The 26,077-nt window shown below is 43.5% G+C and carries 20 protein-coding genes; 7 read left to right on the top strand and 13 right to left on the bottom strand.

Annotation, left to right across the window (positions count from 1 at the left end):
• Positions 1 to 66: 66 nt before the first annotated feature.
• Complete coding sequence (locus tag IGI54_RS15260) at positions 67 to 2,457, bottom strand: Xaa-Pro dipeptidyl-peptidase (RefSeq protein WP_430621730.1); 2,391 nt, start codon at positions 2,455 to 2,457, stop codon at positions 67 to 69.
• 160 nt (positions 2,458 to 2,617) lie between these two features.
• Here IGI54_RS15260 and IGI54_RS15255 point away from each other — a divergent pair, with 160 nt between their 5' ends.
• The 3 genes from IGI54_RS15255 to IGI54_RS15245 all read left to right on the top strand — a co-directional run bounded on the left by IGI54_RS15255 (position 2,618) and on the right by IGI54_RS15245 (position 3,766).
• Complete coding sequence (locus IGI54_RS15255) at positions 2,618 to 2,905, top strand: zinc ribbon domain-containing protein (RefSeq protein WP_071862022.1); 288 nt, start codon at positions 2,618 to 2,620, stop codon at positions 2,903 to 2,905.
• A 67-nt stretch (positions 2,906 to 2,972) separates the two neighbouring features.
• Positions 2,973 to 3,335, top strand: coding sequence for a hypothetical protein (locus tag IGI54_RS15250; RefSeq protein ID WP_216430343.1), 363 nt, complete (start codon positions 2,973 to 2,975; stop codon positions 3,333 to 3,335).
• Between the two features lie 104 nt (positions 3,336 to 3,439).
• On the top strand, positions 3,440 to 3,766 hold the full coding sequence (locus IGI54_RS15245; RefSeq protein WP_430621729.1) for a hypothetical protein: 327 nt from the start codon (positions 3,440 to 3,442) through the stop codon (positions 3,764 to 3,766).
• Positions 3,767 to 3,814: 48 nt separating this feature from the next.
• Here IGI54_RS15245 and IGI54_RS15240 read toward each other — a convergent pair whose 3' ends face one another.
• Positions 3,815 to 4,984, bottom strand: coding sequence for an NAD(P)-dependent malic enzyme (locus IGI54_RS15240; protein WP_430621728.1), 1,170 nt, complete (start codon positions 4,982 to 4,984; stop codon positions 3,815 to 3,817).
• A gap of 20 nt (positions 4,985 to 5,004) precedes the next feature.
• Positions 5,005 to 6,273, bottom strand: coding sequence for a 2-hydroxycarboxylate transporter family protein (locus IGI54_RS15235; protein WP_313631092.1), 1,269 nt, complete (start codon positions 6,271 to 6,273; stop codon positions 5,005 to 5,007).
• A gap of 261 nt (positions 6,274 to 6,534) precedes the next feature.
• On the opposite strand from IGI54_RS15235, the gene IGI54_RS15230 reads away from it, so the two are divergent.
• Together IGI54_RS15230 and IGI54_RS15225 are read left to right on the top strand one after the other, a co-directional pair.
• Entirely contained in the window at positions 6,535 to 8,073 is a 1,539-nt protein-coding gene (locus tag IGI54_RS15230) for a Spo0B domain-containing protein (RefSeq protein WP_430621727.1), read from the top strand.
• The gene (locus tag IGI54_RS15225; RefSeq protein WP_430621726.1) at positions 8,070 to 8,744 is read left to right on the top strand and encodes a response regulator; all 675 of its coding nucleotides are present in this window, start codon (positions 8,070 to 8,072) and stop codon (positions 8,742 to 8,744) included. The genes IGI54_RS15230 and IGI54_RS15225 overlap by 4 nt, the downstream gene beginning before the upstream one ends.
• Positions 8,745 to 8,868: 124 nt before the next feature.
• Here the strand turns inward: IGI54_RS15225 and IGI54_RS15220 are convergent, their stop codons facing one another.
• The 6 genes from IGI54_RS15220 to IGI54_RS15195 form a co-directional block, all read right to left on the bottom strand.
• A complete protein-coding gene (locus IGI54_RS15220; protein WP_430621725.1) occupies positions 8,869 to 9,231 on the bottom strand; it encodes a PqqD family protein in 363 nt (120 codons plus the stop codon).
• Entirely contained in the window at positions 9,224 to 11,143 is a 1,920-nt protein-coding gene (locus tag IGI54_RS15215) for an OPT/YSL family transporter (RefSeq protein WP_216430349.1), read from the bottom strand. Before IGI54_RS15215 ends, IGI54_RS15220 begins: the two co-directional genes overlap by 8 nt.
• 85 nt (positions 11,144 to 11,228) lie before the next feature.
• Positions 11,229 to 12,647 carry a dipeptidase PepV gene (pepV, locus tag IGI54_RS15210; protein WP_430621724.1) on the bottom strand — a complete coding sequence of 473 codons (1,419 nt, stop codon included), beginning with the start codon at positions 12,645 to 12,647 and terminating at the stop codon, positions 11,229 to 11,231.
• A 615-nt stretch (positions 12,648 to 13,262) separates the two neighbouring features.
• A complete protein-coding gene (ppdK, locus tag IGI54_RS15205) occupies positions 13,263 to 15,890 on the bottom strand; it encodes a pyruvate, phosphate dikinase (protein WP_430621723.1) in 2,628 nt (875 codons plus the stop codon).
• 249 nt (positions 15,891 to 16,139) lie between these two features.
• On the bottom strand, positions 16,140 to 16,511 hold the full coding sequence (locus IGI54_RS15200; RefSeq protein WP_071862032.1) for a DUF1304 domain-containing protein: 372 nt from the start codon (positions 16,509 to 16,511) through the stop codon (positions 16,140 to 16,142).
• 71 nt (positions 16,512 to 16,582) lie between these two features.
• The gene (locus tag IGI54_RS15195; protein ID WP_430621722.1) at positions 16,583 to 18,331 is read right to left on the bottom strand and encodes a glycoside hydrolase family 13 protein; all 1,749 of its coding nucleotides are present in this window, start codon (positions 18,329 to 18,331) and stop codon (positions 16,583 to 16,585) included.
• 482 nt (positions 18,332 to 18,813) lie between these two features.
• Here IGI54_RS15195 and abc-f point away from each other — a divergent pair, with 482 nt between their 5' ends.
• Positions 18,814 to 20,316 carry a ribosomal protection-like ABC-F family protein gene (gene abc-f / locus IGI54_RS15190; RefSeq protein WP_430621721.1) on the top strand — a complete coding sequence of 501 codons (1,503 nt, stop codon included), beginning with the start codon at positions 18,814 to 18,816 and terminating at the stop codon, positions 20,314 to 20,316.
• A 127-nt stretch (positions 20,317 to 20,443) separates the two neighbouring features.
• On the opposite strand, the gene hypD is transcribed toward abc-f, so the two are convergent.
• The gene (gene hypD / locus IGI54_RS15185) at positions 20,444 to 22,846 is read right to left on the bottom strand and encodes a trans-4-hydroxy-L-proline dehydratase (protein ID WP_430621720.1); all 2,403 of its coding nucleotides are present in this window, start codon (positions 22,844 to 22,846) and stop codon (positions 20,444 to 20,446) included.
• Between the two features lie 39 nt (positions 22,847 to 22,885).
• Positions 22,886 to 23,665, bottom strand: a complete 780-nt coding sequence (locus IGI54_RS15180; RefSeq protein ID WP_430621719.1) for a glycyl-radical enzyme activating protein — start codon at positions 23,663 to 23,665, stop codon at positions 22,886 to 22,888.
• 177 nt (positions 23,666 to 23,842) lie between these two features.
• Between IGI54_RS15180 and IGI54_RS15175 the strand changes: the two genes are divergently transcribed.
• Complete coding sequence (locus tag IGI54_RS15175) at positions 23,843 to 24,385, top strand: helix-turn-helix domain-containing protein (protein WP_313631081.1); 543 nt, start codon at positions 23,843 to 23,845, stop codon at positions 24,383 to 24,385.
• A gap of 31 nt (positions 24,386 to 24,416) precedes the next feature.
• On the opposite strand, the gene IGI54_RS15170 is transcribed toward IGI54_RS15175, so the two are convergent.
• Together IGI54_RS15170 and IGI54_RS15165 are read right to left on the bottom strand one after the other, a co-directional pair.
• Complete coding sequence (locus IGI54_RS15170; RefSeq protein WP_430621718.1) at positions 24,417 to 25,127, bottom strand: class I SAM-dependent methyltransferase; 711 nt, start codon at positions 25,125 to 25,127, stop codon at positions 24,417 to 24,419.
• Positions 25,128 to 25,149: 22 nt separating this feature from the next.
• A complete protein-coding gene (locus IGI54_RS15165) occupies positions 25,150 to 25,959 on the bottom strand; it encodes an N-formylglutamate amidohydrolase (protein WP_430621717.1) in 810 nt (269 codons plus the stop codon).
• Between the last annotated feature and the right edge of the window lie 118 nt (positions 25,960 to 26,077).

Below are 26,077 nucleotides of genomic sequence, written 5' to 3'. Positions count from 1 at the left end.
TAGCATTAAGAAAACAGAAAAAGAGACAAGCACCAAAAAAATGTGCTTGTCTCTTTCACTTAAAATTTACTCACCTAATGGCAAAATCACCTGTGATTTACTTAAATCCAAGGTATAATCAATTGCTTGATTGCCGCGCACCGTCATGCCAAAGTCCGTACCGTAAACGGCCAGACCGATTTGGCGGCCAGCTGGTAAATGATACAATGTCGGATGCAAAGCAAGCTCGATCTCAACAAATTCACCGGCTTTCAAATCATTCACTTTCCACGGATTTTCCCGATTTTGTAAATTGATATGACCGCGAGTAATCAATTTATACTCATCTTCTGCCCCTAGTTTAAATTCAACTAAATTGTCTTCACGCCAATTTCGGCCTAATGGTAAGCCGTGTAACGCCAAGGTATCTGGTACAGGCTTCAACCGTTTTGCTTGGCCGAAGTCGATCAATTCAAAGCTCAACATGCCTAGATCAACACTCGATGCGACTTTGATTTTGACTTTTGGGCGGCCGTTTAAGAACAGGTCTTTGGCTAGAGCCTCTGTTTTAGCTAAATAACGATGACCGTCCATCGGTCCCGTTTCCTTCAATTCTTTTTCCCATAACGCGATATTTTTAGTGTAGCCTTCGTATTGTTCTTTTGGTAATTGATCATTGATAGTCACTTGGCCTGACCCAGCTGTTTCAGTCAACGCAGTCTGATTTAAATAAAAGACTTGCTCACTAGCAGGTGCCCAATCCTTCAAAGTCTCCCAGGTTTCGACTTCGGTATTTTTTTGGTACACGATGTCTGGCAGAAGCTCTTTGGCATTGTTCTCCACGCCGTAAAGCTTATGACTCAACCATAAATTCATCATGTCTTGGAAATCCAATGATGGCATATTATTGATATAAATGTGTTGTCCTTGATGCAGAATCAATTTCTTCGCCACCGGTACCTCCTTCAAAGCATCCCACAAATCAGCAACTTGCCGGGGTTTCACATTCCAGTCATTCAAACCATGGACCATCACCACATCACACTTGATGTCTTTAATGAATGGCAAATAATTCCGCTCATCCCAAAAGGTATTGTAATTGCCGGTCTTGCGGTCTTGCAAGTCTGCCATTTGCTTCAAGTAATCTAAAAAGAATTTTTTGCTATGGAGGTAGTCACCGGCGTTACGCATTTTACTGAAGGTTTCGATTGCGAGTACGTCCGCGTCTTCTCCAGGGAATCCACCTGGCGCAATTACTAGTCCGTTGTCACGATAATATTGATACCAATCAGAGATCGCCGCTTCGGAAATAATCGTTTCTAAGCCTTCAACTTGCCGCGTAGCACAGGCAGTCGCCAAAGTACCTAAATAAGATTTTCCCGTCATGGCGACTTTACCGTTGCTCCACCAAGCTTTGATGCGAATATTGTCGGTTCGGTTCGTGAAGGCACGGCGATTGCCCGTCAACCATTCGATATAGGCAACCATCGCCGTCGTCTGCTCCACCGAGCCGCAAGTTTGGATTCCGTCAGAGTCGCGCGTACCGATCCCAGCGCCATAAACTACCGCAAAGCCGCGCGCTAAGAAGAAATCATTCAAGCTGTGATTGTTTTCCTTCGTAAAGGTTTCCGTCGCATGGGTCGCCTTGCCCTTGACTGCTCGTTCAGCTGGCAATTCGATGGACTGAGCTTGGTATTGAATCTCTTCATAGGTGGTTTCGGTTGGCTCTTTGCGTTCTAACGGCACATTGACATCATAAGTCAATTCCTCGCCGGCTGGCCCGTTGACGCCTTGGCTGTAAGGACTCGCCGTAAATAAAGTCGCTACTTGTAAGCCGTCTTCCGTTTCCACCGGACGCAAAATTTCTAATTTCAATAAATCACGCTGACCATCTTGATCGGTATCTAACGGTGCTTCCACATAAACAACTTCGCGAATCAAACGAGACGTATCAAAGACCGCCTGCGCTTTGCCGTTAAAGAAGAAGGGTTTACTGACTTCTTTGTCTAAATAAAAACCTTCAGCAGCTAACTTGTCTAAATAACTCAAGCCGTTTTTCGTGTGGCTGGTCAATAATAAATACCACGCTTCGATCACTGTCTCGCGAGTGGAAAAATCGCCGTCAATCATAGGAACGCCGATTCGGTCGACTTCCGTCAAAACTTTTTTCTCATCAAAGTCGATCGTTGGTTCAAAGTCCAATAACTGCAGACCGACCGTATAGAAAACTTCCTTTGTCAGCGGACCGCTCCCTTGATAGAAAGCCGCTAAATCGGTTGTTGAATCTGCTAAAAAATTCCCCAGCTTGCTGATAAAGCCGCTGTCATCTGTCACAGTCAAAAAGCTTTTACGTAAAAACTCAAAATACAGTTTTGTACCGTCTCGTTCTGAATCCATCGTTAAAAAGCCCACTTGCCGCAATTCTTTTTTAGCTTCGTCTAAAGAGACGCGTTTAAGACCAAATTGATTTATTTTCATAGATATCTCTCCTTTTTTTGAACCGAAAAAATAGGCCCTACTAACAGTTGGGAAAAGTTAGACGAACATCCTTTTTTTCTGATAAAATAATTATAACAAAAACATTCGGCAAGTTCGGTTAAAGTTCAATGAAAACGCTTGCCTTGAAGGGGGATTTTTTATGGAAGAGACAGTATTTTGCCAAAGTTGCGGGATGCCGCTTACGGAGGGGCTTTACGGCACGGAACATGATGGCGCAAAAAATACGGACTATTGCTTATATTGCTATAAACACGGTGCCTTCACCGACGATCACACGATGGAAGAAATGATCGCTATCAGCCTGAAGCATATGGATCAATCCGGTCTGTTAACAGAACATGGGCAAACAAAAGAAGAAGCGGCTAAAATGATGTACGGCTTCTTTCCTGAATTGAAACGCTGGAAAAAGTATAACGAGAATAGTTGATAGACAAAAGTCAGAGCTAGTGAGATAATTCTTCCAATGAAAGCCTTTACCATTGGAGTGGATGTAGATGTTTTTCAAGCATAAAGCAGAACCTGAAGAAGCACCACGGGATATTTGGGGCAGAGAGTCTTTAGCCTTATACGAAAAGGTCGGTCGCCCGATTGAACGAAACGGAAAAGATTTGCTTCGTACGGTGGACGGCCAGCGAATTCAAGATTATATGGTTTTATTTTATCATGGCAAGCCGGATATTCGCGGAGTCGGCGGACTGCTGTACATTGGTGAATGGACCAACTATGGCTCTAAGCTTTATCGCGTCAATACCTTAATTTCGGCCGAAAAACTGGCTGTTCTAATCAGCGAAGAATTGCAGCTAACAGGAAAAGATTTTTTAGTCAGCGGGACCAAGCTTGATCCGCGAATGATTTAATTTCTTCTATATAAATAAAAGCCGATCCTCATTAAAAAGGATTGGCTTCTAATTGTCATTTTTATTTATATCTTTTAATCATACTTACTAAAGGAGTTAGCATCATGAAAAAAGCAGTCTGGATCTATTCAATCAATCTAAACGATGGCGGTAGCCCTTTTGGCTCGTTCGCTTCGTTAAATGGATTTGGTGCCAAAAAATTTCAAACGGAACTAATTTCCGCCTTGCAACCAGAAATAGCACTTCAATTTATCAGCTATGACAGTGCCCAACACCCGCCTGTCACTGCCGATATCGTTATCTTTAATGAGCTGGATGCTCGCTATCTTCCAGAAGCACTCAAAGAAATTGGCCTAATGATCGCCAGCCAAGACATCGTGACGGGAAATATAGATAAAATCAAGCAAGCTATCTTGGCTTCGCTTAAATAGAACCAGCAAAAGCCGATCCTCAATTGACAGGACCGGCTTTAATTGATTTTAAACGGTGGTCAATACGGCTTCACTCACGGCCGCTGCCACGACTTTAGCAACTCCTGGTTGAAAAGCGTCAGGGATGATATTGGTGGTACTCAGCTCTGCCTCCGAAATTAGACTAGCAATGCCTTTGGCTGCCGCAATTTGCATATCGACGGTGATTTTTCGTGCCCGTGCATCCAGTGCCCCACGGAAAATTCCCGGAAAGGCCAAGACATTATTGATCTGATTTGGAAAATCACTCCGGCCGGTGCCGACGATATACGCCCCACCTGCTAATGCTTCGTCTGGGAAAATTTCCGGTGTCGGATTCGCCATCGCGAAGATTACAGGTTTTTCTGCCATTTCTTTGACCCACTCCTGTTTTAATGCACCAGGGGCCGAAACACCGATAAAAATATCCGCATCTTTTAAAGCTGTTTGGAGATCGCCAGATAAATGTTGGCGGTTCGTGACTTTGGCAATCGCCGCGTGATGCGGTGCCAAATTTTCCGCCTCGGCTTCATTGATGATCCCTGCCTTATCTACCACAACGATATCCTTCGCACCTGCCGCCAAGAATTTTTTCGTTACAGAAAGACCAGCAGAACCGCCGCCATTCACCACGATCTTCACCTCGGCTAACGTCTTTCCGATCAATTTCAAACTATTGAAGGCCGCCGCCAAAACTACAATGGCGGTGCCGTGTTGGTCGTCATGAAAAATCGGAATGTCACACTCTTCGATCAAGCGCTGTTCGATCTCAAAACAGCGTGGCGCACTAATATCTTCTAAATTGATCCCGCCAAAGGTTGGGGCGATGGCTTTGACGGTGGCGATGATTGCTTCGGTATCTTGCGTATCCAAAACGATCGGGATCGAATCCACATTGGCAAAGCGTTTAAACAAGGCCGCCTTCCCTTCCATTACCGGCATCGCCGCTTCCGGGCCAATATTTCCTAGACCTAATACCGCCGAGCCATCACTGACGACTGCCACGGTATTTTTTTTCGTAGTCATTTCATAGGCTAATTTTTTATCTTGGGCGATGGCAGATGAGACCGTCGCCACTCCAGGGGTATAGGCGATACTTAATTCGCGGCGGTCATCGATCGTGACTTTCGGTACGACCTCTAGCTTTCCTCCGTATTGCTTCGCTTGTTGTAAGGCAATTTCTTTTACATCTTCTGACATGTTTATTTTCCTCCTTATGTTTAAAAAATCATCCGTAAAATCGCGGTCATAGTAATAACGGTAATGGCGCCACCTAAGCGTGTCGCAACTTGAGCAAAGGGCATCAAGTTCATACGGTTGGCGGTACTTAAGATCGCCACATCGCCAGTTCCGCCCATACCACTTTGGCAAGCGGAAATGATCGCCGCTTCGATGGGATACATATTCATGAACCGAGAAACCACGAAACCAGTCGCAATCACGGTGAATACGACACTAATGACGACTAAGAAATATTGAATCGACAATGCTCCTACGACATCTTTCAATGGGATATAAAGCAAGCCCAAGCCTGCCATCAATGGAAAGGTGAAGTTGCCAGAAATAAATTTATACAATTGTTTCGAGCCTTGCTGCGTTTCTTTCGGTACGATGTTGATGTATTTTAACAGCGCCGCAACGACGATCATTAGAACAGGTCCGGGAAATCCGGTTAAATGCTGTAACAGTCCGCCGGCGATGAACAAGGTACAGGCCGTTAAGACCCCCGCTCCCATTTTCTTGACATCAAAAGCACCAGAATCATCTTTCAAGGCATCCGCCATATCGTCTCCTTGTTTCATTTTGACTAATTGACCGCCGCCAGATAAATCCGGACGTTTCTCACCCCAGCGAGATAATAAAGCCGTACACATGATCGCAAAGAAATTCCCAATAATCGTCGCTGGAATCAATTGCGCGACCAGCTGATCGCTGCCTAAGCCGGTGATCGCACTATAACCTAGCGATAATGGCAAGATCCCTTCGCCGATCCCGCCGGCTAAGACGGGCGTTACGATGAAGAACAAGGTATGCTGCCAATCCAGTCCCAATAGCACCCCTACCAACGTTCCAACACCCATCGCACAGATCATGCCGATCATCATGGGAATGATCATCCGCATCAAGCCTTGAACTAAAATCTTGCGGTTCATTCCTAAAATACTACCGCAGACAAGACAAGCAATGTAGAAATATAGAAAATTGGCTTGCTTCATCAACATATCTGCTGAATCTAAAATATTTTGATTAACTAAATTGAAAAAGACCATGATAGAAGGCACTAATAGAGATAAAATAGCAGGTCCACCAAAATTTTTTAAAAAGGGAATGTTCGCGCCGATGGTTCCTAACAGCCAGCCTAAAGTCAAGATCACCGCGAAGCCGCCTAGCATATTTACCGGCAGTTGCTGTAACAATCCAGTAGCCACGATCACAGCCGATAAACTAAGATACACGGGCAACGGTACTGAACCAACTTTGATCTCCATCCATTTGGCTAACAGCGGACTACCCTTTTCTTTTTCGGCCGATCGAGCCGTGTTTGTTTCCAAGTGTTTCTCCATTGTTTTTTCCTCCTAAGATTTAGCTTGGTTAACGTTTGTCTTTCTTGAACACCCTCATCATAATGGCTGCGCTTTCAACATTGAAGATTATTTAATTAATTTAAGTAGTTCAATTAAATAAAGTAAAAAAGCGCTGACAATTATTAGCGAAGGCTATGCTATACTTTAAAAAAAGGAGGGATCGAGGTGAAGAAAAGCTGGCGTTTATGGAGTTTATTATCGGTCGCCTTTGTCGTGGTACTGCTAGTCGTAACCTCCCTGTTGTATGGCCTGATTCTTTATCAAAATTCCCGCTATATGCGAAAGACGGAATCCCAACTTTTATTAGATCTTGGCCAGCAGCTGGCGATCGAGCCGCAAGTCCAGTCTGCTTTAGCAGAAAACAAACCTAGTGAAGAGCTGGAAAAATATACCGTAGAAGTCGCCAAGATTCACCGGCTGGATTTCGCGGTAGTTATGAATATGCAGGCGATCCGCCTGACCCATCCTGATGAAGCCATGATCGGCAAACATTTCAAAGGCGGTGATGAAGCCCCCGCTCTCGAAGGTAAAAATCATCTCTCCGTCAGTCACGGCACTTTAGGGGAATCGCTACGCGGCTTTGTCCCTGTTTTTTCGATAGAACAGCCAGAAAAACAAATCGGGGTGGTCGCGCTAGGAATCAGAGTCCAGTCGCTTAGCAGCTTGATTAAAAATTCTCGAGAAGGCTATACGATTGCCTTATTATTAAGTATCGCCAGCGGGATCGCGGCGGCTTCGGCTCTGGCCTATTATTTAAAACGGCAGCTTCACAGCCTTGAACCGCAAGAAATCTCCCGCTTGTTTGAAGAGCGCAATGCCATGCTGGACGAGACTAAGGATGTCGTAGCCGTAGTAGATTTAAAAAAACGAATCAATTTAGCTAACATCGCCGCCAGTGAATTGTTTCAGCGGCTCACTGGCAGTCAAGCAGCCTTAGTTGGTCAATCGTTGAACCAGTTGATCCTTGACGAAAAACAGTTGGATTTTTCCCGCACCGCTGAACAACTGTATCGACAAAATGGTCAAGACTATCTCTTTTCCGCCGCGCCGATCATCGTCAATCAAAAACAAATCGGTTGGATCATCTTTCTTCGGAACGCGACGGAGTCCTTGTTCGTTATGGATCAGCTGGCTAATACAACAGCTTATGCCAGCGCTTTACAATCACAATCCCACGAATTCATGAATAAGCTTCATGTGATTTATGGCTTGGCGGATCTGCAAGCTTACGATGAGCTGAAGATTTATTTAGACGATATTTTAAGTCCCGAGAAAGAATTTTCTCATCGCTTATCTTTTCTGGTGCAAAACCCGCAGATCGCCGGTTTCTTAATTGGTGAGCGACTAAAATTTGCGGAACGTAAAACGCAACTGATGATTGAGATCACCCCAGAGATTCCCGCCAATCAAAATACAGAGGAAACGAAGGGGATCATTGATCTTTATCGCTACCTGCATCACAGTCTGCTGCAGTTTTCCCTTGGCAAAGAGCTGCCTATGACGATCCATTATGAAGCCGACCAGTTAACTACGAGTTATCTGATTTATTTAGCGGAGACAGAACAACTACAGCTACAAGAACATTTGACGACCAATTTCTTCCAGCAAATGCTTCAGGACCGACAAGCGGACTTAACCATTGAAGTCCAAGCAGAGCTGCTAACCTTACAATTAAAAACCAGCTATCACGAGGTGAAAACATGAACGTATTAATCGTAGAAGACGATCCGATGGTGGAATTCATCCACCGCAATTATTTAGAACAGGCGGGCCAGTTCCAACAAATCTATTCTACCAGCTCCATTACCGACGCAAAGGAATTATTAAAAGAAAAACCGATTGATCTGATTCTTTTGGATATTCATTTAAAAGATGGCAACGGCTTAGAACTACTAGCCCAACTACGACGGCAGCAGCAAATGCTCGAAGTGATCTTGATCACCGCCGCCAATGAAGCCCCGGCCGTCAAAGAGGGCTTGCATCTTGGCGTGGTGGATTATCTCGTCAAGCCTTTTACGAATCAGCGTTTCCAAGAAAGCTTAGGTCTTTTTTTCAAACGTAAACAAACCTTACAACAGGCCAATCTGCCCCAAGAACAGATCGATCAGCTCCTAAAAAAACCGGCCGATACGCCATCAGACCCCTCAGCAAAATTAGAAAAAGGGCTCTCACCAGAAACCTTGGAACGAATCAAAAACGCGGCAGCAAGTTTGAAACGCGATTTCACTATCCAAGAACTAGCAGACGCCAGTAACCTTTCCCACGTCTCAGTGCGAAAATATATTCAGCATCTGGAAGATCGCCAGCTTTTAACTAGTGAAGTCATTTATACCAAAGTCGGCCGGCCTTACAAAATCTATTCAATGAAAACTTAAACCAAGCACCTAGGAGTATCGTTAGCTACAGACGATTTCTTAGGTGCTTGGTTTAGTTAGTTTAAAGCACTTTTTTCTAAATTAAAAAAGCCGCACCAGACTTATCGTCCAGTGCGGTTTCTTATTATACTAATTCGATATATTTTTCATTCTTCTCTAAATGATGCAAATAAATCAGCAGGCGATCATAAAGTTGATCATTGGCTTCTTCAATGGCTGCGCCAAGATTTTCACCAATTTCTGCGACGGTTTTCTTGCCATCGATTTGTTGAAGGATGAAGCTGCCGTATTTATCTAACTCCATCTCAGAAGTTTCCGGGATCTTATAATGAATCTTGCGTAAGACTCGTTGAATCCAGGCATTTTGTTCCGTAATGACAAAAACCACACCATCACGTACTTCATAACGCAAACCTTCTTTGATGCGATAAACACGTGCTAACAGCTCTTGTGTTTCCGGATTGACAGCAGGTTGCTGATTAGTCATTATGTTTCACTTTCTTTACGCTTAAAAGTGGAACGACAATCGCTACGACTAAGATGACTAATAGTAAAATTGCTGAACCGTTTGAACCTAAGAAGCCAGTTGGCGTACCAGGTGTTACGACGCCAGATACTTGTAAGATAATTCCGATTAAACCGATGATTGAACCACCAGCGATTAAACCAGAAGACAAGCTGACACCTAAAGTGATACGTTCTTCTGCTACTTCTTCTGTTTCTTTTTTGTTCAATTCGTCAATCAAGCGACGGATCAAGGCACCAACTAAGATGATTGAAGTCGTTGAGATTGGCAAATAGAAACCGATCGCGAAAGTCATGATTGGCACTTTCATAAAGTGTAAAACGACGCCCATTGCGATACCGGCAATGACCATGTGCCATGGAAGTGAACCAGACGTGATCCCTGAAGTCAATGTTGCCATCAAGTTCGCTTGTGGCAAACCAAATGGAGGATTTGAACCAGTGATCGCAAGTTGTGGTGACAAGATTACCATCATACCAGTAACGATTACCACACCTACAATGTTAGAAATTAAGAAGTAACGACGGCCTTCGTTGAAGTTTCCGCCCATTACGAAAGTAACTTTTTGTGATTGTGCATACCCACCAGCTACTGAGATTGCTAATACGATAAAAGTACCAAACAATAATAATTGTTGTGTATTTTCAGCTGTTGTCCAGCCCATCATAACGAAGACTAACGTCAAGATAACCATTGAAGCGATCGTCATACCAGATACTGGCAAGTTCGATGTACCGATCGTACCAGTCAAACGACCCGCAACGATAACGAATAGCAAGCTTAAGATGATTGATAAGATACCGCCGACAAGAGCCATCATCACATTTCCAGTAATGATGAAGCCCATAACAATCGCCATAACAGCACCGACGATCAATGGAAGCATACCGCCGCCTTCGCCTTCATTACCTTCTTTACGACCCTTCATCGTTGCAGAGATAGATGTGATGATTGTTGGGATCAATTTGATTGCGCCAATCAATCCACCAGAAATCATCATCCCAGCACCGATATATTTCACGTATGATCCAGAGATCACAGCAAAATCAGCTGTATTTAATAATTGACTTGCGTTGTCCCAAACATGAGCGCCGTTGCCAGCCATTCCCATGAAGTAACCTAATAATGGAGCAATTGCGAAGTTCGCTAAGATTGAACCTGCGAACATCAAAACAGAAACATCCATCCCAACGATGAAACCAATACCCGCTAATAATGGGTTTACTTCTGTTTCAAATTTCCATTTGTAGAAGCTTTCATTGACATAGCTGATAACGTTGTTCATGATTCCGAAAACAGAACCCGTTAAGGCTGTTAAAATACCACCGATACCAAAACCGATCCCCATGTATTTCAATGAATCGCCACCAGTATCAGAAGCAACTAATGTTTCTGAAATCGCCATCGCTTCTGGATAAACCAGTTTACCGTGTTCGTCGATTAACATGTAATCTTGAACCAATGAGAAGACACCGACACCTAAAAGAACGGCACCAACACCAATCCCTACACCTTCGATGAAATTCACTTTACCGCCGACTAAGATCACGGCTGGTAACACGAAGATCATCCCTGAGGCAACTGATTCCCCACCACTCGACATTAATTGCAATAAGTTCTTACCTAAAATTGTTTTAGGTTTTACAAACAGAGCGACTAGCCCTGAACCAATAATTGCTCCTGGAATACCGGCAGCTACCGTTAGACCAGCCTTCATTCCTGAATAAGCAGTTGATGCGGCGAATAAAGCAGCTAATAAAATACCTAAGATCATAATAATTGGTGAGCCTGCTTTTTTAGGCTTTTCTGCTACGTAAGGTACGTAATCGCGGCCGTTAACTCCACCAAAAGCGTCTTTCGACAGTTTTTTCATGTTTTGAAATTCCTTTCTTACTTTCGATTACCCAAAAGTGAGTGGAGAGTCTGACAACCAAACTCTCCTACTCCTAAAACGCTGGCTACTTAACTAAACGATAAATAGCGTCAGCATAAATAGCTGCTGCTCTGAACAAGCTATCAATTGGCATAAATTCATTTGGTTGGTGCATTACGTTTTCTTCACCTGGGAACATTGCGCCATAAGCGACACCGTTTTCTAGGATTCGGCCGTAAGTACCGCCACCGATTGATTCTTCATGGCCTTCTAGACCAGTATGTTCTTCGTAAACGTCCAATAATGTTTTCACTAATGGATCAGTTGCTGGAACATAATGCGGTGTTTTCACGTCACCGATGATCGCGATTGAAACATCCGCAGCCTTCAGAACTTCTTCCATGTTCGCTAAGATATCATCTTTCGTGATGCCTTCTGGATGGCGAACATTGATGGTGATTTTTTTATCGCCCGTTGAAGTGTAGTCGAACAAGTTCGCTGATGACGTTGTTTCACCCATCACGTCATGTTTCGTGTAAGCATTTAATTTTTTACCGTTATAATCTAAGTGCATATATTCAGCGATTGTTTGAATATAGTTGGCGCCATTGCCATCTAATTTATAATCTACTAAGAATGCCGCTAAGAAAGTTGCAGAGTTCACGCCGAATTTTGGTTCTTGCGCGTGCGCTGCTTTACCGATGACTGTTAGAGTGATTTCGCCGTTGTTTTCAGCAAATTCGCCCTTCACGCCAGCTTTTTCGACGAAGGCATCAAAAGCCGCTTTTAAATCAGCTGCTTTTGCTTCAGCGTTGACTTTAATCACAGCTGTCGCATCCCCAGGAACCATGTTCGTACGTTGACCTGATTTGAAGCTTACTAGTTCAAAATCGCCAGCTTCAGCGTCGGCTTTGTTTGCGAAAGTCACTTCGTAAGATAAGATACCTTTTTCACCATTGATGATTGGGAATTGAGCATCTGGAGAAAAACCAACTTTAGGCATTTCTTCCACTTCCATGTAACGGTGGATGCCGACCCATTCGCTCTCTTCGTCAGTACCGAAGATGAAACGGATTTTTTTAGAAATTGGTAATTCTAGATCTTTAATGATCCGCATTGCGTAGTAAGCGGCGATTGAAGGTCCTTTATCGTCGGCTGAACCACGTGCAAATAATTTGCCATCTTTGATAACTGGTTCAAATGGATCAGTATCCCAGTTGTCATCAACTGGAACAACGTCAACGTGTCCTAATAATCCGAACATTTCTTCGCCGTCACCATATTCGATATGGCCTGCTACGTTTTCGATATTTTTAGTTACGAAACCATCGCGGTCACCAAATTCCAAGACTTTGCGTAAAGCGGCTGCTGGACCAGGTCCAAGCGGCTCTTCTTTTGTACCATGCTCGATATCGCGGATACTATTGATGCGGATCAAGTCGCCTAAGTCTTTTAGTAAATCGTCTTTGCGTGCTTCTACTTCTTTTTGCCAATCAATTGTCATTGTTTCATCCCTGCTTTCTTTTTTTTAAACAAGTTGTTAAACCTGTTAGTTTCATTAGAAAGGTCATGTCTAACTTTAGTTTCCATGTTTGACAGCTTCGAATAACTTTTTAAGCCAGTGAATCTTTTTCGCATTTATATGAAAATTTGACTCCCTCCACCACTTCACTAAAAAACCGCTTTTGCATGATGAAAGTGTTATTCTATGATTCCTAATTCCGCAGTTTGTTTCACCTCCCAAGGTAGCATTATACCGTATTTTTATTCATAAGTCATTGTGAAAAAACTGTCATTTAAAATTAATGAGTGATTTTTCATAAAAATTTGGGTATTCACTAAAAAAAAATTGTTATTCAAGCTGAGCCAAAATAGTTCTTCTTTTTATGACATGACATATTTAAATCCTACAAAAAGTATATCTGAGGTTGTATTCGTTTACAAATTATATTCTATTCATTTAACGGACTTATTTCTCATTTGTTTGTTATCTATCATTAATATTAAATTTTTGGTGCTTCACTACAATAACAAAAAAAAGATAGCCTACCAAAAGACTATCTTTTTCCAAAATCATATCTTATTTTAATCAAATATTCATTTAAGTGTTTTTTTATCGCTACCCTCCCACGATTTCAACTGTAGCCTTGGCCAGTGTCATCTTCGCCTGCGGGATTCTAAACGGCGAGCAAGAAATGTAATCGATCCCTAGCTCATTTAAAAAATCGATGGATTTCGGATGGGCCGCAGCTTCTCCGCAAATCCCAATCTTTAATTGCGGGTTAACTTTTCTCCCCCCTTCGATCGCCAGTTTCATCAAGGCGCCTACTCCTGCTTTGTCCAACACTTGGAATGGATCATCTTCAAAAATCCCCGCCTCAAGGTATTGCGTGACAATTCTAGGTGAATCATCTCGGGATAACCCCAGTGCCATCTGGGTCAAATCATTAGTACCGAAACTAAAGAAATCAGCATGCTGTGCGATTTGATCCGCCACAAAACAAGCTCTTGGAATTTCAATCATCGTCCCAATCTGATAATCCAAGGTCCGCTGATTGTCTCTTAAATTCTTTTGGATCGCCTCTTTTATCGCTTGCCGTACATGGGCAAATTCTCCCGCGTCAATGGTGAAAGGAATCATGATTTCCGGCTGAATGCTAAACTCCTGTTCTTCCGTCACTTCGCAAGCCGCTTCAATGATCGCTTCTGCCTGCATTTGATAAATTTCTGGATAGGCCACCCCTAAACGAAGTCCTCGGAAGCCCAGCATAGGATTGACTTCGGCCAGATTGTCAGTCTTACGTTTGACTTCATTGAAGGTTTTGCCTAATTCTTTAGCGACCTCACGACATTCTTCAGCGTTTCTAGGTAAAAATTCATGCAGCGGCGGATCTAGTAGACGAATTGTTGTCGGTTTTCCTCCCGCTGCTTGATACATATATTTGAAGTCTTGTTTTTGCACCGTCTTCAATTCCTTTAGAACCGCTAATCGTTCAGCCAAGCTGTCAGCTAGGATCAGGCGACGAAATTGCAATAAGCGAGTCTTTTCAAAGAACATGTGCTCTGTGCGGGCTAATCCGATCCCGACCGCTCCCAAAGCCATCCCTGTTTCGATATCGTTTGGTGTTTCAGCATTGGCACGGACCTTGATATCGGCGTGACGATCCCAAATCGTATGAAGCTCATCTAGTGCCACTGTGTGTCCGACCTCTTCCATTGGGATCTCACCGAAATACACCTTGCCGCTTGATCCATCGACGGAGAGAATCGTCCCTTCTTCGATCGTTTCGTCGGCAACCGTTGCTTGGTTTTCCTCTTCCATGACGATTAAGCGTTCACAGCCTACTACGGAGCAGATGCCCATTCCGCGAGCCACTACTGCCGCATGGGAAGTCATTCCGCCGCGGCTGGTAATCACGGCTTCGCTGACCGCGATCCCTTCGATATCCTCCGGCGACGTTTCTTCACGAACCAACACCACTCTTTCTCCTCTCGCTTTTGCTTCAGTCGCCGCATCGGCTGAAAAATAAGCCGCTCCTGTTGCCGCTCCTGGGCTTGCTGCTAAACCTGACAAGAAAGAGACACGGTTTTTTAACGCTGTTTCAGCAAAATTCGGATGCAAGGCCGCTTCCAGATCTTTCCCTTCAATCCGGCTGACCAAGGCATCCTCACTGATGATCCCTTCTTTAAAGAAGTCTAATAAAATCGTCAATGCAGCTTTTGACGTACGTTTGCCGCTACGCGTCTGCAAAATAAATAATTTTTCTCTTTCAATGGTAAATTCCACATCCTGCATGTCTTGATAATGCGTTTCTAAGTTTTCACAGATCGCTTTTAACTGATTGAATTGTTCTGGCATGTCTTCAGCTAATACTTGGATCGGTTTTGGTGTCCGCACACCGGCTACTACATCTTCCCCTTGAGCATTGATTAAATATTCGCCGAACAAACCAGGGTCGCCTAAGGAAGGATTGCGAGAAAAGACTACCCCTGTCCCAGACGTCTCACCAAAATTACCAAAGACCATTTCTTGGATATTGACTGCAGTTCCGAGATCGTCGCTGATTCCATGCAGACGACGATACGTTTTCGCCCGCGCATTGTTCCAGCTGCCAAAGACCGCTTCAATGGCTAAATACAATTGCTCGATTGGGTCTTGGGGAAACTCTCGCTGCAAGTTTTTTCGATAAAGCTCTTTGTACTCGCTTACAATTTGTTTCCAATGGTCGGCGGTCAACTCATTATCAAAGGACAAGCCGTTAACCTTTTTCAAGGCGGTGATCCGGCCTTCAAAGGTACTATTATCCAGTCCCATCACGACATTGCCAAACATTTGCAATAAGCGGCGATAACAATCATAAGCGAAACGCTCATTTTGACTGTTGCTAGCTAAAGCCGCCACCGTTTGGTCGTTTAAGCCTAGATTCAAAACGGTATCCATCATCCCTGGCATCGAAAATTTCGATCCGCTCCGAACAGAAACTAATAAAGGATTTTTCAGATCTCCAAATTTTTTCCCCGTTTTAGCAGATAGTTGCTCGACTGCGGTCATTACTTGTGTCTTCAGCTCATCGGTCAACTGATCCCCATGATTCAAATAATACAAACAGGCTTCCGTTGTAACCGTGAAGCCTGTTGGAACTGGCAGTCCTAATTTCGTCATCTCGGCTAGGTTCGCCCCTTTGCCGCCAAGCAGATCCTTTTGCTCTTTTGATCCTTCTGAAAATAAGTAAACCCAACGATTCATATGCCTCTCCTTTTAAAAAAGTTTTATTTAAGTCTATTACAGTTTAATACGACGTTTATATAAAGTCAATAAGATGTTTATATAGATTTAAAAACGAATTAATGATTGCTATAAGGAATTATTAGGATACATATAGGGTAGATGAAAGTTTTAAACAAAAACTTTTGCTACCTAGCTGAAGAATCAAGTGGAACGCAAAAAAAGAGCTGTAACAATATTTTGTTACAGCTCTCTGTCTATGGCGCTTGATTAAACGAATTGTGTCAAAATCAAAAGAAGTGTGATCGCGGCAGGCAATGCTTGGATCAGATAGATCGACTTGGTGACTGTTTTCCCACCGTATAAACCGACGATCAAAACAAAAAATTGCAGCACCATCAGCACCTTAAATTGTTGTTGTCCACTGAATAAAATCAGGCTGGCTAATAAGGACAAGCCCAGGCAGCCATTATAGATTCCCATATTTTTCAAAGCGATTTGCGCATTCGGCAATTTGACAAAGGACAGCGGCATCTTGAAAATATCTGCTTGTTTCTCCGCTGGTGAAAACATTTCTAAGCCCATGATGATTAGATGCAACAGGCCGATGATTCCTGAAAGCAATAGAATGATAGCTAGCATTCAAATGACCCCTTTATAGTTGATTTATCTACTATATCATCTTCCCCGCTATTTCTAATTAAAAATGCTTACTACAATTCTTCGATCACAAAGCCATGTTTGTTTAGCTGGTAATTCCCGTTCTCGTGATAATTTTGTCCAAATAAACGGCGGCCTTGTTTTGCGAAAATCAATTTTTCTCCTTCATTAAAGGTAGCAACAATCGTTTTTTCTTTATATTGACGGGTCAAGGAGAAGGTTTTTTTGTCGTCATCGTAATGCCATTCCATCGTTCCCAGACTAAAAACTTCCGAAAATTGTTTTCGCAAAGCGATCAATTGCTTGGTGAACGTATACAGCTCTTGATCCGGGTCTTCCCAATCCATACAGACACGACAGCCTGGGTCCATTTCTCCTTCAAGTCCGGCTTCTGTGCCGTAAAAAATACAAGGAGTGCCTTTTTGGATAAACATAAAAGTCAACGCGCTCCGCAACAGCTCCTTGTTCCCTTGACAAAGGGTCAACAGCCGAGGGGTATCGTGGGAATCCAGCAGATTAAAGCTGACTTCATTGGTCTGATCACGATACAAAAGCTGCTGGCGATTCATGCCAAAAATCATTTGCGAGATCGTGATGGACTCTTCCACAAAGAAAGCTTTGATACTGTCAGTAAAGGCATAATTCATCACGGCGTGGAATTCGTCCCCTTCCAGCCAGCGTTGGGAACTGTGCCAGATCTCCCCTAAAATATACAAATCTTCTTTTTGCTGCAAGACCGCCTGACGAAATTCTTTCCAAAAGTGATGATCGACTTCATTAGCAACATCTAAACGCCAGCCGTCAATATCAAATTCACGAATCCAATAAGTCGCGATCGCTAAAAGAAACTTTTGAACTTCCGGATTTTCCGTATTTAGCTTCGGCATATTGGGTACAAAACTAAAGGTATCGTAATTCAAATTTTCTGCTTGCTCCGAGCCAGGGATCGGAGTGTACCGGGGCGGGAAGGAATCAATGTGGAACCAATCTGCGTAAGCCGAGTCGGCCCCGTGCAAGATAACATCTTGCCATTGGTGAGAACTAGCCCCTAAATGATTGAAGACGGCATCCAGCATCACCCGCATGCCTCGTTCGTGGGCCTTTTCGACTAATTCCCGGAAGACCTGCTTGTTGCCAAAATGCGGATCGACTTCATAATAATCTACTGTATCGTACTTGTGATTGGAGGGGGCGGTAAAAATCGGACACAAATAGATACCGGTGATCCCTAAATCCTCCAAATAATCCAGCTTATCGATCACGCCCTGAAGATCACCGCCAAAAAAGTTTTCCCGTGTCGGTGCTTCACTGCCCCAAGCTAAGACAGCTTCCGGGTCGTTGGAAGGATCGCCATTATAGAAACGTTCAGGAAAAATCTGATACCAGACCGTTTGGGGCACCCAATCAGGGATTTTAAACCGATCAATCTCTTGAAAATAGGGCATGCGAAAGTATAAATTGTCACGGTTCAAACGGTATTCCTCGTGCTCAAAAATCCCTTGATCCGTAAAAAAAACCGAATTCCCTTGAAAATCGGTAATGCAAAAAGCATACGCCAATCGACGATGGGTTGCCGTTACCTCGATCTCCCAATAATCATGAGTGTCCGTCGTATACGCCTTCCTCATCGCTTGCTGCTTTTTGTACCATTTTTCTGCACCAAACGTATAAAAATCACCGCTGATCAAGCCCACGGATTTTATCTCGTTGCGTGCCGTCTGCAGACGAATCCGCATGAGATCCTTTTTGTATAAATAGGCGAATTCGCTTTCTGGACGATGGTAAATCGCTGCATGATTCAAATCCTCACCTCCAACTTATTTCTACTATTGTATCAAAAGCACTCCGCCTACTCCAATTGTAGCCTCGCAAGTGTTTCAACCCCAATTTTCTTTTTAAATATGCTACTATAATAGGAGAAGAGATATTTTCTTCACCTCGTTTATCGAGGATCACTCCAGGGCGTAGCATGTTTGGGGAAGCGGCTGCGTCCGTATTTTTTTGACATGACTAAAAAAATCTGGTTTAATAAAATTAATCATAAATGAAACGAGGGATTATGCCATTGAAAATCTAAGCGAATGTTGGAAACTGCAAACCGATCTTTTTTCAAGGGATCAGTGGGCAGATTTTCAGGATTGGCTTAGCCTTTCAAGGGTGTAGTCTCTTTTTTGTCTGCTTTCCCGCTATGAGGAATGAGCCTAAAGGACTTGACTCTCCTTTCCTCCTGAAAATTTGCCGCATTCTTACTTGAATGATCGACAAGTAAAGGAGGAATTTTTTTATGGGAACTATTAAACTGACCCATCTTACTTTTGGCTTTGATAAGCAGTTGACCTTGCTTTTTGATGACGCCAATCTGACGATCGACAGCAGCTGGAAATTAGGCTTAGTCGGTCGCAACGGTCGTGGCAAAACCACCTTGCTCCAGCTATTATTAGGCAACTACCTCTATCAAGGAGAAATTCAATTTCCGCTGCGACCAGTCTACTTTCCCGCGACAGTCGCGGATCATGAACAGCTGACTTATTATGCCCTCTTAGAAGTGGCGGAGTTTGAAATATGGGAATTGGAGCGGGAAATGAACCTGATCCAACTAGACCCGCAAGTCCTTTGGCAGCCGTATCAAACACTTTCCGGTGGAGAACAAACGAAGGTTTTGCTGGCATTATTATTCACCCAAGCCGACTTTTTCCCTTTGATCGACGAACCGACCAATCATTTAGATATAAAAGGACGCCAGCATGTCGCAGATTATTTGCAGCGCAAGGACGGCTTCATCGTCGTCAGTCATGACCGGCAATTTTTGAATCAAGTTACCGATCATACGCTGGCGATTGAAAAAAGCCAGCTAGTGCTTTATCAAGGAAATTTTGCGACTTACGAAGAACAAAAAAACTTGCGGGATGAATTTGAACTCGCCCAAAATCAGAAAATCAAAAAGGAAGTCGGGCGTTTGAAAAAGACCGCCGCTGAAAAGGCCGAATGGTCCCGCTCACGAGAAACTGACAAATACGGCAAACCCTCTGAAAAAGGCAGCGGCGGCGTATTTGACACTGGAGCGATCGGCGCCCGAGCGGCCCGAACCATGAAGCGTTCGAAAAATATTGAAAATCGAATGTACGATCAAATCGAAGCGAAGGAAGGCCTGTTAAAGGATTTAGAGGACGTTGATCGCTTGACGATGAACTATCACGAGAGTCATCATGGACAGTTGTTGAAAGTTGAAAACCTCTCGCTGAGTTATCCGGAGCAATCGCCGCTCTTTGTTCCACTGTCCTTTGAATTAGCTCGTGGAAAAATTACGGCTTTGACCGGTCCAAACGGGATTGGTAAATCAAGCATGCTGCATTATTTACTAGGGACCTTTGCCGGCGAAGCCAGTGGAGAGCTCTTGAGACCGAATGTTAAGATCAGTTATGTGCGGCAAAATTATGAGAACAATCACGGGACCTTGCAAGACTTTGCCGAAGAAAATCAGCTTGATTACTCTTCTTTTTTGAATAATTTGCGGAAACTTGGCATGGAACGCAATGTCTTTCAAAATCGGATCGAAGAAATGAGTATGGGGCAACGGAAAAAAGTCGAACTGGCAAAATCCTTAGCTCAGACTGCCGAACTTTACATTTGGGACGAGCCGTTAAATTATCTGGATGTCTTCAATCAGAAACAATTGGAAGAGCTTTTATTAAGTGTCAAACCGACGATGCTATTAGTAGAGCACGATCAGACCTTTTTAGAGAATATCCAAGCGGAACAGATTTTGCTAGATAGAACGACTTTGTGATGCCAGACATAGCTATACCTGCTGTAAAGCGATTTATTCGTGTGAACATTTGATCCTTTCTTTATAAGGGCAACATAAACAAGCCTGCTTCAGAAAATACTTTCTGAAGCAGGCTTGTTTTATCTTTTTATCCGAAAGCTTGCTCGGTTCTTGAGATGATTTCGTCTTGCAGAGCTTTTTCTAAATTATTAAAGTAATCACTGTAGCCCGCCACCCGTACGATCAAGTTCTCGTATTCTTTCGGGTGTTGCTGAGCTTTCACCAACGTTTCTCGATCGATCACATTGAATTGGATATGGTGACCATCTAGGGCGAAGTAGCTTCGCACTAATGATGCCATGTTGGTGATTCCAGCTTCGCCAGCCACGACGCTTGGCGTGAATTTCTGATTCAGCAGAGCGCCGCCGGTTTTGGTTTGGTCGATCTTAGACGCCGATTTAATGACAGCGGTCGGTCCATTGCGATCGGCACCTTTTTCTGGCGAGATTCCATCTGGCAACGGAATTCCTTTGTGGCGGCCGTTGGGTGAAGCTTCCATCACTTGACCAAAATAGACATGACAGGTGGTTGGTAAAAACTCAACGACCGTTTTCGAGCCTTTTGGCGTTGGCCGGCCGGCGATCACCGCTTGCAAGGATTCTGCTACGTTTCTTAACAGTGAATCAGCGTATTCATCGTCATTGCCGTATTTCGGTGTTTCATTGTAGACCCGGTCATAAATTTCTTCATAATCTTCAAAATCAGCTTCACAGGCGGCTAATAATTCCGCCATCGTCATAGTCTTTTCTTCGAAGACATTGTGTTTGATGGCCGCCAATGAATCAGTGATTGTCGCGATACCGACACATTGGATGTAGCTGGTGTTGTAACGGGCCCCGCCGGCGTTGTAGTCTTTGCCGACTTTGATACAGTCATCAGACATCACCGAAAGTAGCGGCACAGGCATAAATTCCATGTACATTCGCTCGATCATATTGTTGCCGGCGACTTTGACATCCACCACGTATTGCAATTCCTTGTGGAAGGCTTCAAAGACTTCTTCATAAGAATTCATTAGGGTGAAATCCCCGACATCGATCCCGATCTGCTTGTCAGTGTAATGATCATACCCGCGATTCATCGCCAGCTCAAATACCTTAGGAATATTCAAATAACCAGTCAGCACGTAGGCTTCCTTACCTGCCACGCCGACCTCGACACAGCCGGAGCAAATGCCGCTTTCCCGGGCGTCATCGACGGACTTGCCAAGGTAGCTCAATTCCGCCAAGATGGCTTCGGAATTATACATCGCTGGTTGTCCCCAGCCTTTACGAGAGACTTTCAAGGCTTCACGCAAGAATTTTTCCGGTGACTTGCGGGAGATTTGAACATTCGAGCTTGGCTGTAATAGCTTCATTTCATCCATGACTTCCAAGATCAAATAGCTAACATCGCTGACCCCGCTCGTGCCATCGGGCCGCAACGCTCCCGTATTCAAATTACAAAAATCCGTATAAGTGCCGCTTTCCTTCAAGGTGATCCCGACTTTTGGCGGCGCCGGCTGATTGTTGAATTGAATCCAAAGATTTTCTAATAACTCCCGTGCTTCTTCCCGCGTCAAGCGGCCCGCTTCAATGTCCTTTTCATAGAAAGGCTCTAAATGCTGATCTAACTTTCCTGGGGAATAAGCATCCCAGTTGTTCATCTCAACGGTGATCCCAATGTGAGTGAACCAATACATTTGGATCGCTTGACGGAAGGTTTGCGGCGCATGTTCTGGAACCACATCACAGACCTCGGCTAATTCCAATAATTCCTGCTTCCACTGGAGATCCGTTTCTTGTTCCGCCAACTCACGACATTCCTGTGCGTAGCGCTTGCCGTAGACGATCATGCCCTCACAGACTAGCTTCATGCCTTCCAGCTCTTCCCGTTTATTCAAGGCTTCCATGTCGTTGTTGTAATCTAAATTGTCGATCTCTTGCTGGATGTCGGCTTTAAAATCGGCGAATCCCTTTTGATACATTTTCCCATCCGCTACCGTGTGGCCCGGCCCTCGTTGCATCAAAAATTCTGTATACAGCCCGCCTTCAAACAACAGGTGCCATTCCTTTGGCAATAAGCGGTTCATCCGCGTCATCATAGCCCGATCATGCCAATAAGGAATGATCACTTCCTCTTGGATCCGGCGATCTTCCTCGCTGACTTTGAAGAACACTTTTTCCCGGTTGTTCATATTATCAAAGTCTTCCAATGTATGACAGCACAATTCCGGGAAGGTCGGCGCTGCCCACGGCTTATCGCCTTTTTCCCCTAAAACCAACGAACCTTTTTCAATATAATTCGTCCGATTTTCCATGATGTACTTGAAAGCTTTTCCTCGTAAAACCGGCGCCGAAACCTTGCCTTCCCACTTTTTGTAGGCTTCCGTCAGTAAAACCGCCCGCTCCATGGAAATACTTGGTGTACATTCCTTGTCGCTGATCTCTCGTAAACGCTTGATCCGTTCTGTGCTTCCTCTTCTCGTTGGTTCCACTGTTAATTCCACCATCAATCTGTTCCTCCTTATTGAATTGAGTTTTCTTATGTTTTATCCACCGATCGTGACTTGATAACCCGCGTCTTGATAGACTTTTTGCAAGGCTTCCACCTGTTCTTCTGAAGGCTTTTTAAAATTTTGTGTACAGACTCTTTTAAGTCGTTCATATTTATCGCGGCCAAAATCATGATATGGTAGCAGCGATATTTCACTGACATGAATTTTTTCTTTCTCCAGCCACTCAATGATCGCCTCTGCATCAACTTCCGCCGCATTGACATCATCTAATAAGATCAAACGCAAATTGATCTCCGCTTGCTGCTGGGATAAGAACCGGAGATTTTCTAACACCAATTGATTGCCAACGCCAGTATAAAGCTTATGATTATGTGAATCTATGAACTTTAGATCATATAAAAATAAATCTGCGTAGGGTAAGATCTGCCGATAATTCTCCGTTGGCGCTACGCCGCAAGTATCGATCGCCACGGAAATTCCTAGACGCTGACACTCTTTCGCCAGCTCCACTACGTAATCCATATCTTGTGCCATTACTTCTCCACCAGAAAAGGTCACACCACCACCCGATTGGTCGTAAAAAATTTGATCCGCTTGGATCTTTTTGACCAGCTCGCGCAGGGAATAATCTTTCCCGATCGTTTCTTCTTTTCCGTATTTGTTCAACATGATCTCTGGAGCGTAGACTTGGCTTTCAGGATTGTGACACCATTCACATCTAATGGGACACCCTTTGAAAAAAATCGTTGTCCGAATCCCTGGACCGTCATGGGTCGAAAATTTCTGAATGTTAAAAATAGTCGGCTTTTTCACGTGCTTCCCTCCTACCTCCTATTATAGAGACGTCGTTAAAAAGTTGCAACCGCTTTATTCATTATAATGAATCTATTAGTTTATTTTCGGTAAACTATTTCATTTCAATGATTGTTGGTGATTTTCCTTTTTTCAGTTATACTAAGAAATAATTACTTTATGTTGAGGAGGATCCAGATGAATATTGGTGAAAAGGTGAAAGCTCTGCGGAATGAGCGGGGAATGACCCTTAAACAGCTTTCGGAAGCAACCGGACTGTCTACGGGTTTCTTGTCACAATTTGAACGCGGTATCACCACCATCGCGGTGGAGCATCTAGCCACTATCGCTGACTTATTCAAGGTAAAGATCAATTACTTCTTTGAAGAAGAACGTGAAAGCGAGCCCATTGTTCGCGGCTATGATCAGCCGGTGATCCACCAGCTAAATAATATGATCTACAAACAACTAAGCCGGACCCCGCAAGACAAAAAAATCGCGCCAAAAATGATTGAGATCATGCCTCACGAAAAACGTGAGCTGCCTACGACTTATCCCCATCAAGGCGAAGAATTTGTCTATATAATAGAAGGAATCCTGACTTTAGTGATCGAAGAAAAGACCTATCAGCTTTATCCTGGGGATTCAGCGCATTATTTTTCCACTATCAACCATAATTGGGACAACGAAACCAATAGTATCGTCAAATTTATCGTGGTCCATTATCCGAATGATTACTAAAAAGTCGCTTGATCATTGATCAAGCGACTTTTTAGTTTGAAACACAGATTCCAAAATTCATATCCCTGATAAAGACCGCGTTCGACTTATCCATCTCTTCAGTAAGTGCCTTTTCGAGGATTTCTAACTCTCTTTTAGTCGCAATTCCGGCTTGGATTATTCGTTCTTCCATCATTTGTAGCAGCCAAGCAAGGTCACTTCCTGTTTCCGCTGTTTGTAAAACGGCTTCCGCTTCTAGATTTTTTACCTTGAGACCGGCTTTCGTAAATAACGAATACATTTCTGAGCCAATATGAATATTTCCCTGCTCGCTAGCAACTGTTTGCCAAACATATTGTTGAGCTTTTGTATGCAAAGGAAAAGTGGTTGCTGAAGTTTCAGCACCCATTGCATCGCTTTCTTGAAAAACCATCCGGCCATTTGATTTTAAGATCTTTGTTAACGTTTCAATAGCCTGAAATGGGTTAGGTAAGTACATCAAAATTCGTCGCCCGATAATCAGATCAAAAGTTCCAAGCTCCTTGGCAGCATTTTCAATAGGCATAGCGACAAATTGGACATTCGTTACGTTCCCTTCAGCCGCTCTTGTTTGAGCTATTTGAATCGATGCAGCATTAATGTCTATCCCAATAATCTCACCTTTACCGTTTATCAACTCAGAAGCCAACAAACTGACTTCACCAGAACCACAACCAACGTCTAAAATTCGCCAACCTTCCTTTATTCCTGATTCTAATAACAATTTTCGCGTAAACTTATTTCTCTCACTCTCCACAGGATCTCCTCTCTTTAGAAATGCTCTCTAATAGTTTTTCAAATACTTTTTCTAAACGCCGCTGCGCACAATGAAATAAGGCTGGATTATACTTAGTCAGCACCTCTTCACCGAAGGAGCGTGCTTCAATATATTCTTGGTAGCGAATCTCTAATTGTAACGCTTCAATGTGCGGCTGATTCCCATAAAATTTAGTAATAAAACCGCCACGAAAGGGCTGATTATTAGAAACGGCATAGTCTTCCGCTTCTAATAACGAGGTTACTAATTGACGAAATTCCGCGCTTGAGCTTTGGTCTGTCTGATTCCCCACCACTAGATCTGCCGGTCTAATGCCCACTTGGTTGGGGTATTCAGCAAAACTATGAAGATCTAAAAGATAAACCTTCTGATAAAATTGCCTTTTTGTATTTATCAACTCTTGTAACGCTTGATGATAGGGCCAATAATAGTTTGTTAAGCGCTCCTCGATGGTTTGCGGCTCTAATTGCTGATTGTATAATTTATGCCCAAAAGTATTGTACTGATAAACTACACTAGTTTGGTAATCCTGCCCGAGCATCTGACTCCCGCGATTTGGGTCCGCGACATAACGATTCACCTGATTTTCAATAACTGTGCACCCTTTAGCTACTAGAAATTCGTACAATTTTGGTAAAAACCAATCTGTATTCGCCAAGACTGCCTCTGAATATAAATTTTTTTTCATTGTCTCAGGGAGCCAAGTTCCACTATGGGGGAGACTGACAACCATTGGATAAGTATTTCTTTCTTTGTTATGGATCAGGAACGGCTTCATTTTAACCCACCTTCTACACTTCTTAGCCACTATAGTAACAAAAAGATGTTATGGTTAGCAAAAGTAACCGAAGGCTTTCTCAGATTTGCTACCAACATACGATTCAAACTGGCTATAA

The sequence above is a fragment of the Enterococcus sp. DIV0800 genome (assembly GCF_050559735.1).
Classification (GTDB): Bacteria; Bacillota; Bacilli; order Lactobacillales; family Enterococcaceae; genus Enterococcus_A; species Enterococcus_A devriesei.
Note: the sequence above shows the minus strand (reverse complement) of the source record. Positions and strands in the feature narration are given on the sequence as shown.

What these genes read in the sequence shown, in the direction of transcription:
- IGI54_RS15215 (WP_216430349.1), bottom strand. Translation starts at nt 11,143, where the DNA reads ATGAAAAAACTGTCGAAAGACGCTTTTGGTGGAGTTAACGGCCGCGAT.
- IGI54_RS15250 (WP_216430343.1), top strand. Translation starts at nt 2,973, where the DNA reads ATGTTTTTCAAGCATAAAGCAGAACCTGAAGAAGCACCACGGGATATT.
- hypD (WP_430621720.1), bottom strand. Translation starts at nt 22,846, where the DNA reads ATGGTGGAATTAACAGTGGAACCAACGAGAAGAGGAAGCACAGAACGG.
- IGI54_RS15255 (WP_071862022.1), top strand. Translation starts at nt 2,618, where the DNA reads ATGGAAGAGACAGTATTTTGCCAAAGTTGCGGGATGCCGCTTACGGAG.
- IGI54_RS15175 (WP_313631081.1), top strand. Translation starts at nt 23,843, where the DNA reads ATGAATATTGGTGAAAAGGTGAAAGCTCTGCGGAATGAGCGGGGAATG.
- IGI54_RS15260 (WP_430621730.1), bottom strand. Translation starts at nt 2,457, where the DNA reads ATGAAAATAAATCAATTTGGTCTTAAACGCGTCTCTTTAGACGAAGCT.
- pepV (WP_430621724.1), bottom strand. Translation starts at nt 12,647, where the DNA reads ATGACAATTGATTGGCAAAAAGAAGTAGAAGCACGCAAAGACGATTTA.
- IGI54_RS15165 (WP_430621717.1), bottom strand. Translation starts at nt 25,959, where the DNA reads ATGAAGCCGTTCCTGATCCATAACAAAGAAAGAAATACTTATCCAATG.
- IGI54_RS15220 (WP_430621725.1), bottom strand. Translation starts at nt 9,231, where the DNA reads ATGACTAATCAGCAACCTGCTGTCAATCCGGAAACACAAGAGCTGTTA.
- IGI54_RS15235 (WP_313631092.1), bottom strand. Translation starts at nt 6,273, where the DNA reads ATGGAGATCAAAGTTGGTTCAGTACCGTTGCCCGTGTATCTTAGTTTA.
- IGI54_RS15225 (WP_430621726.1), top strand. Translation starts at nt 8,070, where the DNA reads ATGAACGTATTAATCGTAGAAGACGATCCGATGGTGGAATTCATCCAC.
- IGI54_RS15200 (WP_071862032.1), bottom strand. Translation starts at nt 16,511, where the DNA reads ATGCTAGCTATCATTCTATTGCTTTCAGGAATCATCGGCCTGTTGCAT.
- IGI54_RS15240 (WP_430621728.1), bottom strand. Translation starts at nt 4,984, where the DNA reads ATGTCAGAAGATGTAAAAGAAATTGCCTTACAACAAGCGAAGCAATAC.
- abc-f (WP_430621721.1), top strand. Translation starts at nt 18,814, where the DNA reads ATGGGAACTATTAAACTGACCCATCTTACTTTTGGCTTTGATAAGCAG.
- IGI54_RS15245 (WP_430621729.1), top strand. Translation starts at nt 3,440, where the DNA reads ATGAAAAAAGCAGTCTGGATCTATTCAATCAATCTAAACGATGGCGGT.
- ppdK (WP_430621723.1), bottom strand. Translation starts at nt 15,890, where the DNA reads ATGAATCGTTGGGTTTACTTATTTTCAGAAGGATCAAAAGAGCAAAAG.